Source organism: Streptomyces sp. NPDC028991 (assembly GCF_055564775.1).
Window position 1 is genome coordinate 22536 of sequence record NZ_JBVHVP010000010.1, and the last position, 15527, is coordinate 38062.

At 70.6% G+C, this 15527-nt stretch carries 17 protein-coding genes; 6 read left to right on the top strand and 11 right to left on the bottom strand.

The genetic code is table 11. From position 1 onward, the window contains the following. Positions 1–101 precede the first annotated feature (101 nt). Positions 102–1532 carry a pyruvate kinase gene (gene pyk, locus ACZ4V1_RS20625; protein WP_468337994.1) on the top strand — a complete coding sequence of 477 codons (1431 nt, stop codon included), beginning with the start codon at positions 102–104 and terminating at the stop codon, positions 1530–1532. 116 nt (positions 1533–1648) lie between these two features. On the opposite strand, the gene ACZ4V1_RS20630 is transcribed toward pyk, so the two are convergent. From ACZ4V1_RS20630 to ACZ4V1_RS20645, 4 genes are all read right to left on the bottom strand, one after another. Beyond that, entirely contained in the window at positions 1649–3076 is a 1428-nt protein-coding gene (locus tag ACZ4V1_RS20630; protein WP_468337997.1) for a hypothetical protein, read from the bottom strand. Continuing rightward, positions 3066–3671 (bottom strand): DUF6114 domain-containing protein, encoded by a 606-nt coding sequence (locus ACZ4V1_RS20635; RefSeq protein WP_468338000.1) that lies wholly within the window; start codon positions 3669–3671, stop codon positions 3066–3068. The genes ACZ4V1_RS20630 and ACZ4V1_RS20635 overlap by 11 nt, the downstream gene beginning before the upstream one ends. 118 nt (positions 3672–3789) lie before the next feature. After that, complete coding sequence (locus ACZ4V1_RS20640; RefSeq protein WP_468338003.1) at positions 3790–4422, bottom strand: DUF6230 family protein; 633 nt, start codon at positions 4420–4422, stop codon at positions 3790–3792. Positions 4423–5074: 652 nt separating this feature from the next. Further along, complete coding sequence (locus ACZ4V1_RS20645) at positions 5075–6052, bottom strand: tetratricopeptide repeat protein (protein WP_468338006.1); 978 nt, start codon at positions 6050–6052, stop codon at positions 5075–5077. A gap of 239 nt (positions 6053–6291) precedes the next feature. Between ACZ4V1_RS20645 and ACZ4V1_RS20650 the strand changes: the two genes are divergently transcribed. Then, positions 6292–7014, top strand: a complete 723-nt coding sequence (locus tag ACZ4V1_RS20650) for a TetR/AcrR family transcriptional regulator (RefSeq protein WP_468338009.1) — start codon at positions 6292–6294, stop codon at positions 7012–7014. On the opposite strand, the gene ACZ4V1_RS20655 is transcribed toward ACZ4V1_RS20650, so the two are convergent. From ACZ4V1_RS20655 to ACZ4V1_RS20675, 5 genes are all read right to left on the bottom strand, one after another. Continuing rightward, on the bottom strand, positions 7015–8715 hold the full coding sequence (locus ACZ4V1_RS20655) for an acyl-CoA mutase large subunit family protein (protein ID WP_468338012.1): 1701 nt from the start codon (positions 8713–8715) through the stop codon (positions 7015–7017). Positions 8716–8807: 92 nt separating this feature from the next. Continuing rightward, the gene (locus ACZ4V1_RS20660) at positions 8808–9149 is read right to left on the bottom strand and encodes a DUF3817 domain-containing protein (protein ID WP_468338015.1); all 342 of its coding nucleotides are present in this window, start codon (positions 9147–9149) and stop codon (positions 8808–8810) included. 56 nt (positions 9150–9205) lie between these two features. Next, complete coding sequence (locus ACZ4V1_RS20665) at positions 9206–9715, bottom strand: MarR family winged helix-turn-helix transcriptional regulator (RefSeq protein ID WP_468338018.1); 510 nt, start codon at positions 9713–9715, stop codon at positions 9206–9208. 77 nt (positions 9716–9792) lie between these two features. Further along, the gene (locus ACZ4V1_RS20670; protein WP_282084332.1) at positions 9793–10086 is read right to left on the bottom strand and encodes an MTH1187 family thiamine-binding protein; all 294 of its coding nucleotides are present in this window, start codon (positions 10084–10086) and stop codon (positions 9793–9795) included. After that, positions 10083–10427, bottom strand: a complete 345-nt coding sequence (locus ACZ4V1_RS20675) for a DUF3817 domain-containing protein (protein ID WP_019326818.1) — start codon at positions 10425–10427, stop codon at positions 10083–10085. Before ACZ4V1_RS20675 ends, ACZ4V1_RS20670 begins: the two co-directional genes overlap by 4 nt. 183 nt (positions 10428–10610) lie before the next feature. On the opposite strand from ACZ4V1_RS20675, the gene ACZ4V1_RS20680 reads away from it, so the two are divergent. The 4 genes from ACZ4V1_RS20680 to ACZ4V1_RS20695 all read left to right on the top strand — a co-directional run bounded on the left by ACZ4V1_RS20680 (position 10611) and on the right by ACZ4V1_RS20695 (position 13245). Next, positions 10611–11243 (top strand): AIM24 family protein, encoded by a 633-nt coding sequence (locus tag ACZ4V1_RS20680; protein WP_468338022.1) that lies wholly within the window; start codon positions 10611–10613, stop codon positions 11241–11243. A 1-nt stretch (position 11244) separates the two neighbouring features. Further along, complete coding sequence (locus tag ACZ4V1_RS20685) at positions 11245–11895, top strand: AIM24 family protein (protein ID WP_468338025.1); 651 nt, start codon at positions 11245–11247, stop codon at positions 11893–11895. Further along, complete coding sequence (locus tag ACZ4V1_RS20690; RefSeq protein WP_468338027.1) at positions 11892–12668, top strand: AIM24 family protein; 777 nt, start codon at positions 11892–11894, stop codon at positions 12666–12668. The genes ACZ4V1_RS20685 and ACZ4V1_RS20690 overlap by 4 nt, the downstream gene beginning before the upstream one ends. A 100-nt stretch (positions 12669–12768) precedes the next feature. Beyond that, positions 12769–13245, top strand: a complete 477-nt coding sequence (locus ACZ4V1_RS20695; RefSeq protein ID WP_217254511.1) for a MarR family winged helix-turn-helix transcriptional regulator — start codon at positions 12769–12771, stop codon at positions 13243–13245. Between the two features lie 37 nt (positions 13246–13282). Here the strand turns inward: ACZ4V1_RS20695 and ACZ4V1_RS20700 are convergent, their stop codons facing one another. Then, complete coding sequence (locus ACZ4V1_RS20700; RefSeq protein ID WP_468338030.1) at positions 13283–14710, bottom strand: sensor histidine kinase; 1428 nt, start codon at positions 14708–14710, stop codon at positions 13283–13285. Next, a complete protein-coding gene (locus tag ACZ4V1_RS20705; RefSeq protein WP_468338034.1) occupies positions 14707–15429 on the bottom strand; it encodes a response regulator transcription factor in 723 nt (240 codons plus the stop codon). Before ACZ4V1_RS20705 ends, ACZ4V1_RS20700 begins: the two co-directional genes overlap by 4 nt. Between the last annotated feature and the right edge of the window lie 98 nt (positions 15430–15527).

Below are 15527 nucleotides of genomic sequence, written 5' to 3' on the forward strand. Positions count from 1 at the left end.
CCAGGACAGCTGAATAAATCTCTTGTGAGCACCGAGGCGCCCATTTGTATCTTCCGCCAGACGGAATATTCCGCAGCGAAACAAACCGATAGGATCGCCCCATGCGCCGTTCGAAAATCGTCTGTACTCTCGGCCCCGCGGTCGACTCCCACGAGCAGCTCGTATCGCTGATCGAGGCCGGCATGAACGTGGCCCGCTTCAACTTCAGCCACGGCACCCATGCGGAGCACCAGGGGCGTTACGACCGTGTCCGGGCCGCCGCCAAGGAGACCGGCAGGGCCATCGGTGTCCTCGCCGACCTCCAGGGTCCGAAGATCCGCCTGGAGACCTTCGCCGAGGGTCCCGTCGAGCTGGTGCGCGGTGACGAGTTCACCATCACCACCGAGGACGTGCCGGGCGACCGGACGATCTGCGGCACGACGTACAAGGGCCTGCCCGGTGACGTCACCAAGGGCGACCAGGTGCTCATCAACGACGGCAACGTCGAGCTGAAGGTCACCGAGGTCGAGGGCCCGCGGGTGCGGACGATCGTCATCGAGGGCGGCGTCATCTCCGACCACAAGGGCATCAACCTGCCCGGCGCGGCCGTGAACGTCCCCGCGCTGAGCGAGAAGGACGTCGAGGACCTCCGGTTCGCGCTGCGGATGGGCTGCGACCTGGTCGCCCTCTCCTTCGTCCGGGACGCCAAGGACGTCGCCGACGTCCACCGCGTGATGGACGAGGAGGGCCGCCGCGTCCCCGTCATCGCCAAGGTGGAGAAGCCCCAGGCGGTGGAGAACATGGAGGGCGTCGTCGCGTCCTTCGACGCCGTCATGGTCGCCCGTGGCGACCTGGCCGTCGAGTATCCGCTCGAGAAGGTCCCCATGGTGCAGAAGCGCCTGATCGAGCTGTGCCGGCGCAACGCCAAGCCGGTGATCGTGGCGACCCAGATGATGGAGTCGATGATCACCAACTCCCGTCCGACCCGCGCCGAGGCCTCGGACGTGGCCAACGCGATCCTGGACGGCGCGGACGCGGTCATGCTGTCGGCGGAGTCGTCGGTGGGCGCGTACCCGATCGAGACGGTCAAGACGATGTCGAAGATCGTCACCGCCGCCGAGCAGGAGCTGCTGTCCAAGGGCCTGCAGCCGCTGGTGCCGGGCAAGAAGCCGCGCACGCAGGGCGGTTCGGTGGCCCGTGCCGCCGCCGAGATCGCCGACTTCCTGGGCGGCAAGGGCCTGGTGGCCTTCACCCAGTCCGGTGACACCGCGCGCCGGCTGTCCCGCTACCGCGCCGCCCAGCCGATCCTCGCCTTCACCACCGACGAGTCGACCCGCAACCAGCTGGCGCTCAGCTGGGGCGTCGAGCCGCACGTGGTGCCGTTCGTGAACAGCACCGACGAGATGGTCGACCTGGTGGACCAGGAGACGATGCGCCTCGGCCGGTTCAACGACGGCGAGATCGTCGTGATCACCGCCGGTTCGCCCCCCGGCGTGCCCGGCACCACCAACATGGTCCGCGTGCACCACCTGGGCGAGACCCGCCGCGCCTGACGGTCCCGCACACGGCTTCCGCCGGCTTCTGTACGGCGTTGAGGGCGCCCCCTGCGCGCAGGGGGCGCCCTCAGCGGCGTCGCGGCTCCCGAACGGGCTTACCCGGGCGGGCCCGGTCAGGTCGTGTACTGGTGCAGCCCCGGAATGTGGAGCGTGCCGCCGAACTGGCCGGCCTGGACGACCGTCACCTTCGTGAAGTAGATCAGCGGAATGTCGAGCGGCGGCGGGTTCTCGGGGTCGAAGGTGACCGGGATCAGCCCGAGCAGGTTGCCCGAGATGCTCTCGGTGTACATCACCGTCTTGCCGTCGCGGATCGTGGACGTGGAGCCCTCGGCCGCCTGCACGTGGTACGTCTTGCCGGACTGCTCGTCCTTGACCGTCTGGTGCAGGTCGCCGATGTCGGTGCCGTTGGATATGACGTACTTCAACACCTTCTTGGTGCTGCCGTTGGCCGTCCTCACCTCGACGATGCCCTCGTAGGCAGCGCCCTTCAGCAGCAGCGAGCTGGCGTTGAGCTGCCAGGGGTCGTCGGGCAGCGGCACCGTGTTGTCGACGCCGCCCTCCTTGTCCGTGGCGACCGGGCAGTCGTCCGGGTCCGTGCCGGCGCTCTCGGAGGCGCTGGGAGTGGGGCTGGGCGAGGCGGTGGCCTCACCGGCCGCCTCCTTCGCCTCCTTCGCCTCCTCGGCCGCCTTGTCCGCCGATTCCCCGGTGTCCCCGGCCGTTCCGGACGCCGCGTCGGTCGTGTCCTCGACGGCGTCGTCCGCCGCGTCGGTGACCTTGTCGGCGGCCTCGCCCGTGTCCTTGCCGGTGGTCTCCTTCGCCGGGTCGGACGCGCCGTCGCCGGCGCCCTGGGACGCCGACGCCGAGGGGCTCGGCGTAGGACTCGGGCTCTCCTCGGCCTTCTCGCCGCCGGTGAAGATGCCCTCGACGGCGTCGCCGATGCCTTCCAGCACACCGCCGCCGGACTCGGAGGGGGACGGCGCCGCGGTGCCCTCGCCGGCCTCCTCCCCGCTCTGCGGCTCCTTGCTCTGCGACTCCCGCGACGCGGACGTGCTCGGGGCGGGGCCGGTCTCGTCGGCCGTGTCGCCCTCGTCGTCGGAACCTGAATCCGACGAAGATGACTCACCCGTGTCCGCGTCCGCGTCCGTGTCCGCGTCCTTGCCGGAGGCCGAGGGGCCGGGCTCCGTCTCGTCGCCCTTGTCGCCCTTGTCGTCGTCGGCGCCGTCGGTCGCCGAGGGTGACGGCGTGGGCGACTCGGACGTGCCCTTCTCGGCTTCCTCCAGGGCCGCCACGCAGTCCTTGTACTCGTCGGCCGTCAGGCTGTTGGAGGTCGGCGCGGAGTCGTTGCCGTCGGCGAGGGCCAGCGTAGGCGTGAACCCCATCCCCATGAGGACGGCCGTGGGCATCGCCGCCAGGGCTATCGCCTTCCCGGCCGGCATGTGGAACCTCGTGAACAACGGCTTCTTGGGTGCCGCGTGGCGCGGCCCGGTTCTCACACGGGACGACTCCACGTCAGTCCCGCGGGTCACCTCGTCAGCCGGCACTTTGCCTCCCGTTCGCCCCGTTGGCCGGGCTCGTTCCTGACAGGTCATTCGGATCGTCCGCCCCGTCCCGCGGCTGCGGAATCGTGGCGTCGGGCATCGGCGTTCCGGGCACCGGGGTGCCGGGCACGGTGGTGCCGGGGACCACGCCCTCGGGGGCGTCGCCCGTTCCCTTGCCCTCCACCGGAGGCTCGGCCTGCGGCGGCTCACCCGGCACCCACGACACGGCCATCGCCCCGCCGATCAGCGAGAGCAGGAAGCCGATGAAGAAGCCGCCGAGGTTGGACACGGGGAGGGACACCAGCGCCAGCAGGATCGCCGCCACGCCCGCGAAGACCCGGACGTGCTTCTGGAACCACAGGCTGACGCCCAGGACGACCAGCAGCACACCGATGATCAGGGACCCGGCGCCCGCGGTGGTGGCCATCGCCAGCGTCAGGTGCCCGATCTGGAGGTTCGCGTACGGGAAGTAGGCGATGGGGAGTCCGCCGAGCGCGACGAACAGGCCGGCCCAGAACGGCCGCGCGCCTCGCCAGGCACGGAACTGCAGCCTCCGGCGGGTGAACTGGCCGGCTGCGACAGGAGTCTCGGCGCTCATGGAAAACAGCTCCCTGGTACGGCTTTGCTGTGGTGGAGATGTGGGCCGCGAGTGAAGGCACGGCCGGAGAGTGGGACGGGCGGGGGCGCCACCGGCTCCCCCGCCCGTCAGCGAGTGCTTAGTAGCACTCCTTGACACCCTTGGACAGCGACATCTTCAGTCCGCTGAGCTTGAAGGTTCCGGCAGTGGTGGCCCACGCCGTCTGCTTCACGTTCTTCAGCGTGGCCGAGTCGGCCTGCTGCGCGAATCCGAACGGGTTCGCGGTGTCGCCCTTCTTGATGCCGGGACCCTTGCTGGCGTCCTTGGCGGCCACGCCGATGTCGATGCCGCGGAAGGTGGCATCGGCCTCGAGTTCCTCGACGTCGATGTACAGGTTCTGGGCCTCGACCGGCTTGCTGCCGCCGCCCGCCTTCAACATGAGGCTGACCGAGCCGATCAGCGGGATGTCCGGGGTGACCACGGACTGGCACATGTTCTGGATCGACGCGGACTTGAACGCCGAGACGGCGACGGGGTGAGCCGTCTTCTTGCCGTCGAGCGTGTAGCCCGAGTCAATGGCCCCGTACTGGGAGAAGCCCGTACCGTCGAGCCGGTCCGCCGTCACCTTGAACGACTGACCGGAGACGCTGAACGACGCGGCCAGGGCACCCTGCCCCAGCGCGACGCCTATCGCAGCCGTGGCGGCCACGCTGGGCACCATCACCACAGCGAACCGCTTCCATCTGGTCCCGCCACGCACCTGGGACTCCATATTTCCTCCTTCTCGGACGTACATCTCCTGGCCTCGGCCGGCCCCCGGGATCGGCGGCTCGGCCTGGCAGGGATGGGAGAAGTGCTACGTCCTCGGGAAGGAGAGCGCCCGCGCTCGGCGGCACGTACAACGCACCCGAATCACCGGCGATCACCCCCGAGCGACAACCACTGGTCGCGCCTGACACGATCACGCACAACCCTGCTGGACAGGCTTCGCCGGGTGGGCGAAGACCCCCCTGCCCAAGAGCCGGCTCCACTGCCGCCGGCTCTGCTCGGTGGGGACCCAGGAACCCCCGCGACCCGACTGGCTTTCGGGGTACGGGAATGGACCGAGCGTCGCCGATCGTGGTGCATTCTCGCCGCCGACACAAGGGGGTTCGTTACTCACTAGTAACGGCCGGATAACCGCGGGACGACGCACCGGCCCCGAACGGCGACGCTCGGTGTGCCATGGGGGCGGAACAAAACAATTGATCGCTGGACAGAATCCGACAGACCGACGGCATCGACTTACTGGCAGTAACAGCGGCCGCGATTGCCAAGATTTGGCAAAGCGCGGCCGCATTGGCGTCCCGTCGACAGCTCTTTCACTCGGGCACCACGCGGACGGTCGGTCGGCGACCGGTCGGCGAAGCGAGCCCGAACCGCCCCTAGAACAGGGCGCGGGCCAGCGCCCTGCGCGCCGCGGCGACCCGCGGGTCGTCGGCGCCGACCACCTCGAACAGCTCCAGCAGCCGCAGCCGTACGGCGTCCCGGTCGTCCCCGGCCGTGACGCGGACCGTGTCGATGAGGCGCGCGAAGGCGTCCTCCACGTGACCGCCCACCAGGTCCAGGTCGGCGGCGGCGATCTGCGCCTGGGCGTCACCCGGCTTGTCGGCCGCGTCCTGACGGACCCGCTGCGGGTCGGCGTCCTGCACCCGCTGGAGCAACTCGGCCTGGGCGAGACCCAGTTTGGCCTCCGTGTTGCCGGGGTCCTGGCCCAGCACGTTCTTGTACGCCTGGACGGCTCCGGCCAGATCGCCCGCGTCCAGCGCCTGTACGGCGGCCTCCAGGGCCGCGTCGTGCGGGCCGGCCGGACGCTCGGGGGCGGCGGCGGGCTGTGCGCCCGGCTCCGCTTCGGGATCGACGGCGAGACCGGTCAGGCCGAAGCGCTCCTCGGCGACCTGCACCAACTGGTCCAGGGTCTGACGGATCTGCGCCTCACCGGCGGCGCCCTGGAAGAGCGGCAGCGCCTGTCCGGCCACGACCGCGAACACGGCCGGGATGCCCTGGACACCGAACTGCTGCATCAGCATCTGGTTGGCGTCGACGTCGATCTTGGCGAGGACGAAGCGACCGCCGTACTCGACGGCGAGCCGCTCGAGGACCGGGCTCAACTGCTTGCAGGGCTCGCACCACTCGGCCCAGAAGTCGATGACGACCGGGACCTCGGTGGACCGCTGCAGGACATCACTCTCGAAGCGGGCCTCGTCGACGTCGATGACGAGATCGGCCGGGGAGACGGCACCCGTGCCGCCGTTCCGGGCCGCCTCGGCGCGAGCCTGCTCCGCCTTCGCCTTGGCCTCCTGGGCCGCCTTCACCGCGGCGAGGTCGACGACCCCGCTCATGGACATGTTCCGTGGCTGCATGGGCCTATCCTCCCCCGTAGTCCGCGCGTGCGTGAAAAGCGGGTCGAAAGCCCGCTCTGAAGTGTTGTGCCGGCACCGGGTCCCCACCCGCGCCCGTGGTCGTCGCTGGGGCACGGGCGAACCGCCCATGCTTTCGCTACGACCCGTAGCGTAATGCCACGAGGGGCCGCGGGAACACCCCTCCCCCGTGATCTTCCTCACGGCCGCTCGCGGGGTTACCCGCCGGTTAAGGTCGGGGAATGCAGAGCAGCACCCCCGCCGGCCGTACCGGGCGCCCGCGCAGCGCCGCGGCGGACACCGCGATCCTGGCCGCCACGCGGGCGGCCCTGGTCGACCTGGGCTGGTCGAAGCTCACCCTGGGAGACGTGGCCGCGCGGGCCGGGGTTGCCAAGACGACGCTCTATCGCCGCTGGGCGGGCAAGAACGAACTGGTGGTCGACGCGGTCGCCGAGCTCTTCGACGAACTGCGGCTCCCCGACCGCGGCTCACTGGCCGCCGACATCGAGGGCGTGGTGCTCCAGTTCGCGGCGATCCTGGCCCGCCCGGAGGCCAAGAGCGGCCTGATGGCGGTAGTCGCCGAGTCCACCCGCGACGACGCGCTGCGGGAGCGCATCCGCGCGTCGATCGTCGAGCGGCAGAAGCGCCTGGTACTGGAGGGCAGGGCGCGCGCCCAGGCGCGGGGTGAACTGCCCCCCGAGACCGACCCGGCGGAGGCCGCCCGCACCGCGGACCTGATCTTCGACGTGGTGGCGGGCGCGGTGGTCCACCGCACCCTGGTCAGCGCGGAACCGGCGGACGGGGAGTGGGTGCGGGGCCTCACCCGGGTGTTGCTGTGGGGGCTGGCCGCTCAGCCGGCCGAGTCGGACGGCGGGTGGCATAGCCCCGCGGCTCCAGGGCACGAAGCCCCGCGGCTCCAGGAGGCGAAGCCCCCTGGAGCCGCCCGCACCGGTCAGGGCACCTGACTAGAAGCCCGCCGGTTCCGTGTACACCCCCCACTCGTCGCGGAGCACCCCGCAGATCTCACCGAGCGTCGCCTCGGCGCGCACCGCGTCCAGCATCGGTCCGATCATGTTGCCGCCGGAGCGGGCCGCGGCCAGCATGCCGTCCAGCGCGCCGCGCACGGCGGCGTCGTCGCGGGCCGTCCTGCGCTCGCCCAGAACCCGCACCTGCTCGCGCTCCACCTCGTGGCTGACCCGAAGGATCTCCAGATCGCCGGTGACGGAGCCGGTGTGGACGTTGACGCCGACCACCTTCTTGTCGTCCTTCTCCAGGGCCTGCTGGTAGCGGAAGGCGGACTCGGCGATCTCACCGGTGAACCAGCCGTCCTCTATGCCGTGCAGGATGCCGGAGGTGATCGGCCCGATGGGGTGCCGCCCGTCGGGGTGGGCGCGCAGGCCCCGCTCCTTGATCTGGTCGAAGATCTTCTCGGCGTCGGCCTCGATGCGGTCGGTCAACTGCTCGATGAACCAGGAACCGCCCAGCGGGTCGGCGACGTTGGCGACACCGGTCTCCTCCATCAGCACCTGCTGGGTGCGCAGGGCGATCTCCGCGGCCTGCTCGCTGGGCAGGGCGAGGGTCTCGTCGAGCGCATTGGTGTGCAGGGAGTTGGTGCCGCCGAGCACCGCCGCCAGGGCCTCCACGGCCGTACGGACGACGTTGTTGTAGGGCTGCTGGGCGGTGAGCGAGACGCCGGCGGTCTGCGTGTGGAAACGCAGCCACTGCGCCTTGTCGGACCGCGCGCCGTACACGTCCCGCATCCAGCGGGCCCAGATGCGCCGGGCCGCGCGGAACTTGGCGATCTCCTCGAAGAAGTCGAGGTGCGCGTCGAAGAAGAAGGAGAGGCCGGGGGCGAAGACGTCGACGTCCAGTCCGCGCGACAGGCCCAGCTCCACGTACCCGAAACCGTCCGCCAGCGTGTACGCCAGCTCCTGCGCGGCCGTCGCACCCGCCTCGCGGATGTGGTAGCCGGAGACCGACAGCGGCTTGTAGTCGGGGATGCCGGCCGCGCAGTACTCCATCAGGTCGCCGATCAGGCGCAGGTGCGGCTCGGGCTGGAAGAGCCACTCCTTCTGGGCGATGTACTCCTTGAAGATGTCGGTCTGGAGCGTGCCGTTGAGCACGGAGGCGTCGACGCCCTGCCGTTCCGCGGCGACCAGGTACATGCAGAACACGGGCACGGCGGGCCCGCTGATCGTCATGGAGGTCGTGACGTCCCCGAGGGGGATGTCCTTGAACAGCAACTCCATGTCGGCGGCCGAGTCGATGGCCACGCCGCAGTGCCCGACCTCGCCGAGCGAGCGCGGGTCGTCGGAGTCGCGGCCCATCAGCGTCGGCATGTCGAAGGCGACCGAGAGCCCGCCCCCGCCGTTGCGGAGGATCATCTTGTAGCGCTCGTTGGTCTGCTCGGCGTTCCCGAAACCGGCGAACTGCCGGATGGTCCACGTCCGCCCCCGGTAGCCGGTCGGATACAGGCCGCGGGTGAAGGGGTACTCCCCCGGCCAGCCGATCCGCTCGAAGCCCTCGTAGGCGTCCCCGGGCCGGGGCCCGTACACCGGCTCCACGGGATCGCCGGAGAGCGTGGTGAAGTCCGCGTCGCGCTTGCGCGCCGCGTCGTACCGGGCCTGCCAGCGAAGGCGGCCCTCCTCTATGGCGTGAGCGTCCATACCCTCGAATTTACTAGGACGTCCAAGTAAATGTCGATGGGGTACCACCGTACGGGGCACCGCACGGTGGTGAGAGGGCTTGACAGGCCGGCTCAGGCCTTCGCGGCAGCGGGCGCCTCGGCCGCGGCGACCTTGGCGTCCAGCTCCTGGCTGACCTTGCGCTCCACGAAGAACGCGGCGGTCGGGATGGTCCCGGCCAGCAGCACCCACAGCTGCTTGCTGACCTTCCACTTCGCCTTGGCGCCCAGGTCGAAGGCGAAGACGAGGTAGACGACGTACAGCCAGCCGTGCGCGATGCTGACGATGCGGGTGAAGTCGGCGGCACCGTCCATGTCCAGCAGATACTTGGCGATCATGCCGAGGCAGAGCAGGATCAGCAGCACACCGGTGACGTACGCCATGACCCGGTAGCGGGTCAGCACGCTCTTTTTCATGCGTCCGAGCGTAACCGTCCGTTTCGCGCGATCTTCGGGCGGGCCCGGCGACTCGCTCAGGCCTCTTCGAAGTCCCCGGCGGCGACCCGCAGCGGCCTGAGCATCGCGAAGATCTCGCCGCACTCCTCGGCGTCGTACGCGCCCAGACCGAAGTCCATCGCCATGAGGTCACGGGTGGCCGCCTCGACCACCTCGCGGCCCCGGTCGGTGATGGTGGCGAGCGTGCCGCGGCCGTCCTTGGGGTTGGGGCGCTTGTCCACCAGGCCCGATCTCACGAGCCGGTCGACGGTGTTGGTGACGGAGGTGGGATGCACCATGAGGCGCTCGCCGATCTTGGACATCGGCAGCTCCCCCGACTTGGAGAAGGTGAGCAGCACCAGCGCCTCGTAGCGCGCGAAGGTCAGCCCGTACGGCTTGACCACCGCGTCGACCTCGGCCAGCAGGATCTGGTGCGCCCGCATGATCGAGGTGATGGCGGGCATGGAGGGCACGCTGCCCCAGCGCTGCTTCCAGAGTTCGTCGGCACGGGCGATGGGATCGAAGGAGAGACTGAGGGGCTTCGGCACGGCATCAGACCCTACCGGCCGGTCATATCCCGGTCAGCCCCGTCTCGCCTTTCGATACCGCCGCCCGCGGCGCACCGCTACCCGGCGAGGTGCCGCTCCACCGTCTCCACCTTCGACGTGAGGCCGTCCGTCACGCCGGGGCGGATGTCCGCCTTGAGGACCAGGGAGACGCGCGGCGCCCGCGCCTCGACGGCGGCGACGGCCCGCCGGACGACGTCCATGACCTCGCCCCACTCGCCCTCGACGGACGTGAACATCGCGTCGGTGCGGTTCGGCAGGCCCGACTCGCGGACCACCCGGACGGCGTCGGCGACGTACTCCCCCACGTCCTCGCCGACGCCGAGCGGCGTCACGGAGAAGGCGACGATCACGCGCCCACGACCCCTTCCCGGCGGGCGCGGGAGGCGATGACCGCGCTCTCGGCCTCACGCTTGAGCCTGCGCTCGGCGAAGAAACCGCCGGTCGGCAGGACCGACATCACGAAGTAGAAGGCGGCGGTGCCGAAGGACCACTTGGCGCGGTTCCAGGCGTCCGCCCAGAAGATCACGTACAGGACGAAGAGAACGCCGTGGACCATGCCCATGACGGGCACCGCGTTGAAGTCGGTGGTCCGCTTCAGCACGGAGCAGACCAGCAGCAGCAGGAACGAGATCGCCTCGGGGCCGGAGACCAGGCGGAGGCGGCGGAGGGCGGAGGCGGTCTTGAGGTCCACGGGTCACCTTCGGTGGGAGAGGGATCGGGAGAGGGATCGATGCGTCGGACACCGCCGGACAGGCGGTTTGTGAACGTGCGCACAAGCGCGCGTCCATTGTGGCAAACCGCCGACGCGCCCGGGCTAGGGGGGCGGGAACCTGTCGGCGGGCCCGCCCGGCGGGCTACCTTCCCATTTGTGGCGATGTTCCGACTTCAGGACAGCAAGGTACTCGCCGTCGACATGACCGGGGACGCCGTGAAGGCGAAGAACGGCTCGATGGTCGCGTACGACGGCGAGATGGCCTTCAAGAAGCTGAGCGGCGGCGGTGAGGGGATCCGGGGGATGGTGACCCGGCGGATCACCGGCGAGCAGATGACGGTGATGGAGGTGAAGGGGCACGGGACCTGCTGGTTCGCGGACCGGGCGTCGGAGATCAACCTCGTGGGTCTCCAGGGCGACACGCTGTACGTCGAGTCCAGTAACTTCCTGGCGGCCGACGCCGGGCTGCGGACGGGCACCAGCTTCACGGGGGCGCGCGGCGCCTCCCAGGGCAACGGGCTGTTCACCACGACCGTGGAGGGACACGGGCAGGTGGCGATCATGTCGGACGGTCCTGCGCTGGTGCTGCGGGTCAGCGCGCAGTACCCGCTGACGGTCGACCCGGGCGCGTACGTCGCGCACCAGGGGAACCTGCGGCAGTCCTTCCAGTCGGGTGTGACGTTCCGCACGCTGTTCGGCGAGGGCGGCGGCGAGGCCTTCCAGATCCGCTTCGAGGGCGACGGCCTGGTGTACGTGCAGCCGAGCGAGCGGAACACGATCGCGGGGGATGTGTGAGATGGCCTTCCAGGAGATCAACTCCAAGATGGTGCGGGCGACCGTGGCCCCCGGGCAGCGGCTGTTCAGTCAGCGCGGCGCCATGCTCGCCTACCAGGGCGAGGTGACCTTCACCCCCGACCTGCGGGGCGGCCAGGGCGGCGTCATGTCGATGATCGGCCGCCGGGTGGCCAACGAGGACACGCCGCTGATGACCGTGGAGGGCAGCGGCACCGTGCTCTTCGGGCACGGCGGCCACCACGTCCAGGTGATCGGCCTCGCCGGCGACACCCTGTACGTGGAGGCGGACCGCCTCCTCGCCTTCGAGGGCACTCTGGAGCAGGGCACGGTGTTCCTGGGCTCGCAGGGCGGGGTCATGGGCATGGTGCGCGGGCAGGTCAGCGGGCAGGGGCTGTTCACGACCACGCTCAAGGGCCACGGCTCGGTGGCGGTGATGGCCCACGGGGGCGTCTTCGAGATCCCGATCACCCCGCAGCGCCCGGTGCGCGTCGACCCGCAGGCCTACGTCGCCCACCACGGCGACGTACGCAACAAGCTGTCCACGGCGATGGGGTGGCGGGACATGGTGGGGCGCGGCTCCGGCGAGGCGTTCCAGCTGGAGCTCAGCGGCAGCGGCACGGTGTTGGTCCAGGCGTCCGAGGAGAAGCTGTGAGCACGGTCCACCACGACCCGGCGACGCTGCCGGCCGATGACAACGTCAACGCGTACACCTTCTGCGTGGAGCTGAAGGGGAGCCAGTGGTTCCTGCAGAAGGGAAAGATGATCGCCTACTACGGGACGATCGAGTTCGACGGGATCGGGCACGGCCGGCTGGACCGTCTGGTGCGCACGTCCTTCCATTCGCCTCTGCACGCGAGCGACTGGGTCGTGGCGGCGGGCTCGGGCAAGATGCTCCTCGCCGACCGGGCCTTCGACGTGAATTCGTATGACCTCGAAGACGGCAACCTGACCATTCGCTCGGGCAACTTGCTTGCTTTTCAGCCAACTCTCGCCCTCAAGCAGTCGATCGTGCCGGGTTTTCTGACACTGATCGGAACCGGAAAGTTCGTGGCCGCGTCGAACGGTCCGGTGGTGTTCATGGAACCCCCGGTCCGGGTCGACCCGCAGGCCCTGGTCGGCTGGGCCGACTGCCCGTCTCCGTGCCATCACTACGACCACGGGTACATGACCGGCCTGATGGGCGGTCTACGTGCGATGACGGGGCTCGGCGGGGCCTCCGGGGAGGAGCACCAGTTCGAGTTCGCGGGGGCGGGCACGGTGCTGCTGCAGTCGAGCGAGGCGCTGATGGCGGAGCAGGCCACGGGGGCCACTCCGCAGCAGGCGGGGGTGCCCGGCGGCGGCGCGTCCGGGGCGCCGGGAGGCCGGTCCGGGGCACCGGGGCTTCCCGGACAGCTGGGGGACCTCCAGCGCCGCTTCGGGCTGTGAGCGGTAATCTGCGGAGTGTGACGTCGAACGCGTGCGCACCGTCACCGTCACGGAAAGCCCTCACTAGTTCGCCTTTCAACATTTTAGGTAGACTTCATTCATGGAGACCGAGACGGCCACCCGCTGGCTGACCGATACGGAGCAGTGTGCTTGGCGCACCCACCTGGAGGTCAACAGGCTGTTGACGCACCAGCTCGAGAAGGACCTGCAGCCGTTCGGCCTGACGATGAACGACTACGAGATCCTGGTGAATCTCTCCGAGTCGGAGGGCGACAGGATGCGGATGAGCGACCTGGCCACCGCCACGATGCAGTCCAAGAGCCGCCTCTCCCACCAGATCACGCGCATGGAGAACGCCGACCTGGTCCGGCGGGAGAACTGCGAGTCCGACCGCCGCGGGCTCTACGCCGTCCTCACCGAGCACGGCCTGGAGACGATGCGGAAGGTCGCACCGCACCACGTGGCGTCCGTCCGCAGGCACTTCATCGACCTGCTGGCCCCCGAGGCCCTGACGGAGCTCGACAAGGCGCTCAAGCCGATCGCGGAACACCTGCGCGGTCAGCGAGGACGTCCCTGACCACGCCCTTGATCACGCCCTTGCGGGCCGGGAGGGCCTAGGCAGCCGGCAGGCGGAGCTCGAACAGGGCGCCGCCTGCCGGGGCCTCGTGGACGGTGAGCGTGCCACCGTGCCGTACGGCGACGTCCCGGGCGATGGCCAGCCCCAGCCCCGCCCCGCCGTCGTCGCGGCTGCGGGCGGCGTCGAGCCGTACGAACCGCTCGAAGATCCGCTCCCGGTCGGCCGCCGGCACTCCCTCCCCGTCGTCGGCCACCGCGACCACCGCCACGTCACCGTCCCGCCGGACGGACACCTCCACCGCCGAGCGGGCGTGCCGCTGAGCGTTGTCGAGCAGATTGGCCAGCACCCGCCCCAGCTGTCCCCGCGAGCCCGCCACCGTCAGGTCACCCGCGCCCTCGGCCCGCACGCTCACCCCGGTCCGTCCCCCGGCCTCCTCCCGCGCGAGCGCCGCGAGGTCGACGCCCGCGTCGGCGGGCCGCTCCCCCGCGTCCAGCCTGGCCAGCAGCAGCAGGTCCGCGGCGAGTCGCTGCAGCCGTACGGTGTCCTCCACGGCGCCGTCGAGGTCGAGCAGCTCCGGGTGGGCGGCGGCCACCTCCAGCTGGGTGCGCAGCGAGGCGATCGGGCTGCGCAGCTCGTGCGAGGCGTCGGCGACGAAGCGGCGCTGCCGCTCCACCGAGGCCTCCAGGGCGGCCAGTGTCTGGTTGGTGGTCGAGGCGAGCCGGGCGACCTCGTCGTGGGTGTCCGGCACCGGGACGCGGCGCGCGAGGTCCTCGCTGGCGGTGATCGCGGCCATCTCCCTGCGGATGCCCGCCACGGGGCGCAGCGCCCGCCCGGTGACCAGCCAGGTCACCCACCCGACGACCCCGAGCAGCAGCGGGAAGCCGATCAGCATGACGGTCAGCGCGGTGTTCACGGCGCCGTGTTCGGCGGAGAGCGGGGCGCCGGCGTAGACGGTGAGGTCGTCCCCGGCCCGGTTCTGCACGGGCACGGCGGCGAAACGGTAGTCCTCGGTGTCGCCGTCGATCGTCGCCGAACCGTCGCTGACGGTGGTCCGCTCGCCGATCTCGCCCGGCTCCAGGGACTCGCCGGAGTCGTCATCGTCGTCGGAGCCGCCGTCGTCGCCGTCACCGGTGGGGGCGGGGGCGGGCCGCGGCTTCACCGCGTCGACGCCGGTGCCGCTGATCCGCTCCAGGTCCTCGCTGGCGGCGACCAGTCCGCCGTCCTCGTCGACGACCTGCACCGGGCGGTCGTCCACGTCCAGCGACAGCTCGCCGTACGGCGTGCCGACGGCCAGCTCGGTGGCGACCTCGCGCGCGGAGCGCTCCGCCTGGGTGCCGGCCTCGCCGAGCAGGTTGGAGCGCAGGGACAGCAGGACCGCGGTGCCGGCCGCGACGAGGGCGACGGCGACCACGAGGGTGGCACCGAGCGTGGCCCGGGCCCGGACCGACCCGAGGAGGCGGCTCATCGCTCCGCCTCCAGCCGGTAGCCGGCGCCGCGCACGGTGCCGATGAGACCGGGGCGCAGCTTGCGCCGCAGGGCGCTGACGTACACCTCGACGATGTTGGGGTCGCCGTCGTAGGCGAAGTCCCAGACGTGTTCCAGGATCTCCGCCTTGGACACGACCTGTCCGGCCCGCACCACGAGCTGCTCCAGTACGGCGAACTCCTTCGCGGTGAGGGTGGCTTCGCGCTCGCCCAGGAAGACCCGGCGGGCGGCGGTGTCGACCTTCAGGTCGCCGTGGACGTGCACGGGTGACGCCCCGCCGCCCTGTGCCCGCCGCCGCAGCAGGGCCTTCACGCGGGCGACGAGGACGACGTAGGAGAAGGGCTTGGTGAGGTAGTCGTCCGCGCCCGTGTCCAGGCCCTCCGCCTCGTCGTACTCGCCGTCCTTGGCGGTGAGCATCAGGATCGGCACGTCGTGCCCGGCGGCGCGCAGGGCGCCGCAGACCCGGTAGCCGTTGAGGCCGGGCAGCATGATGTCGAGGATGACGAGGTCGTAGGTGCCCTCGCCGGCCCGGTGCAGGCCCTCCCGGCCGTCGTGCACGACGTCCACGGCGTAGCCCTCGGCGGTGAGTCCCTTGGCGAGCGACAGGGCCAGCCGCTTCTCGTCCTCCACGATCAAGATCCGAGAGGGGCGGCGCGAAGCGCCTCCGGCAGGGTGGTGGTGGGCGACGGGTGGGCGCATGGCCCAAGGGTCGCAAAGCGAAGCTGAAGATCCCTTCAGGCGGCTTCAGCCTGGCCTCAGCGTCGGGCGGTGACAGTGAAGGCGTCGAAAGCACAGCG

Excerpts from the sequence above, each read along its gene's own strand:
- ACZ4V1_RS20645 (WP_468338006.1), bottom strand. The coding sequence starts at position 6,052 with ATGCAGCCACGGAACATGTCCATGAGCGGGGTCGTCGACCTCGCCGCG.
- ACZ4V1_RS20640 (WP_468338003.1), bottom strand. The coding sequence starts at position 4,422 with ATGGAGTCCCAGGTGCGTGGCGGGACCAGATGGAAGCGGTTCGCTGTG.
- ACZ4V1_RS20650 (WP_468338009.1), top strand. The coding sequence starts at position 6,292 with ATGCAGAGCAGCACCCCCGCCGGCCGTACCGGGCGCCCGCGCAGCGCC.
- pyk (WP_468337994.1), top strand. The coding sequence starts at position 102 with ATGCGCCGTTCGAAAATCGTCTGTACTCTCGGCCCCGCGGTCGACTCC.
- ACZ4V1_RS20695 (WP_217254511.1), top strand. The coding sequence starts at position 12,769 with ATGGAGACCGAGACGGCCACCCGCTGGCTGACCGATACGGAGCAGTGT.
- ACZ4V1_RS20700 (WP_468338030.1), bottom strand. The coding sequence starts at position 14,710 with ATGAGCCGCCTCCTCGGGTCGGTCCGGGCCCGGGCCACGCTCGGTGCC.
- ACZ4V1_RS20660 (WP_468338015.1), bottom strand. The coding sequence starts at position 9,149 with ATGAAAAAGAGCGTGCTGACCCGCTACCGGGTCATGGCGTACGTCACC.
- ACZ4V1_RS20685 (WP_468338025.1), top strand. The coding sequence starts at position 11,245 with ATGGCCTTCCAGGAGATCAACTCCAAGATGGTGCGGGCGACCGTGGCC.
- ACZ4V1_RS20705 (WP_468338034.1), bottom strand. The coding sequence starts at position 15,429 with ATGCGCCCACCCGTCGCCCACCACCACCCTGCCGGAGGCGCTTCGCGC.
- ACZ4V1_RS20655 (WP_468338012.1), bottom strand. The coding sequence starts at position 8,715 with ATGGACGCTCACGCCATAGAGGAGGGCCGCCTTCGCTGGCAGGCCCGG.
- ACZ4V1_RS20635 (WP_468338000.1), bottom strand. The coding sequence starts at position 3,671 with ATGAGCGCCGAGACTCCTGTCGCAGCCGGCCAGTTCACCCGCCGGAGG.
- ACZ4V1_RS20680 (WP_468338022.1), top strand. The coding sequence starts at position 10,611 with ATGTTCCGACTTCAGGACAGCAAGGTACTCGCCGTCGACATGACCGGG.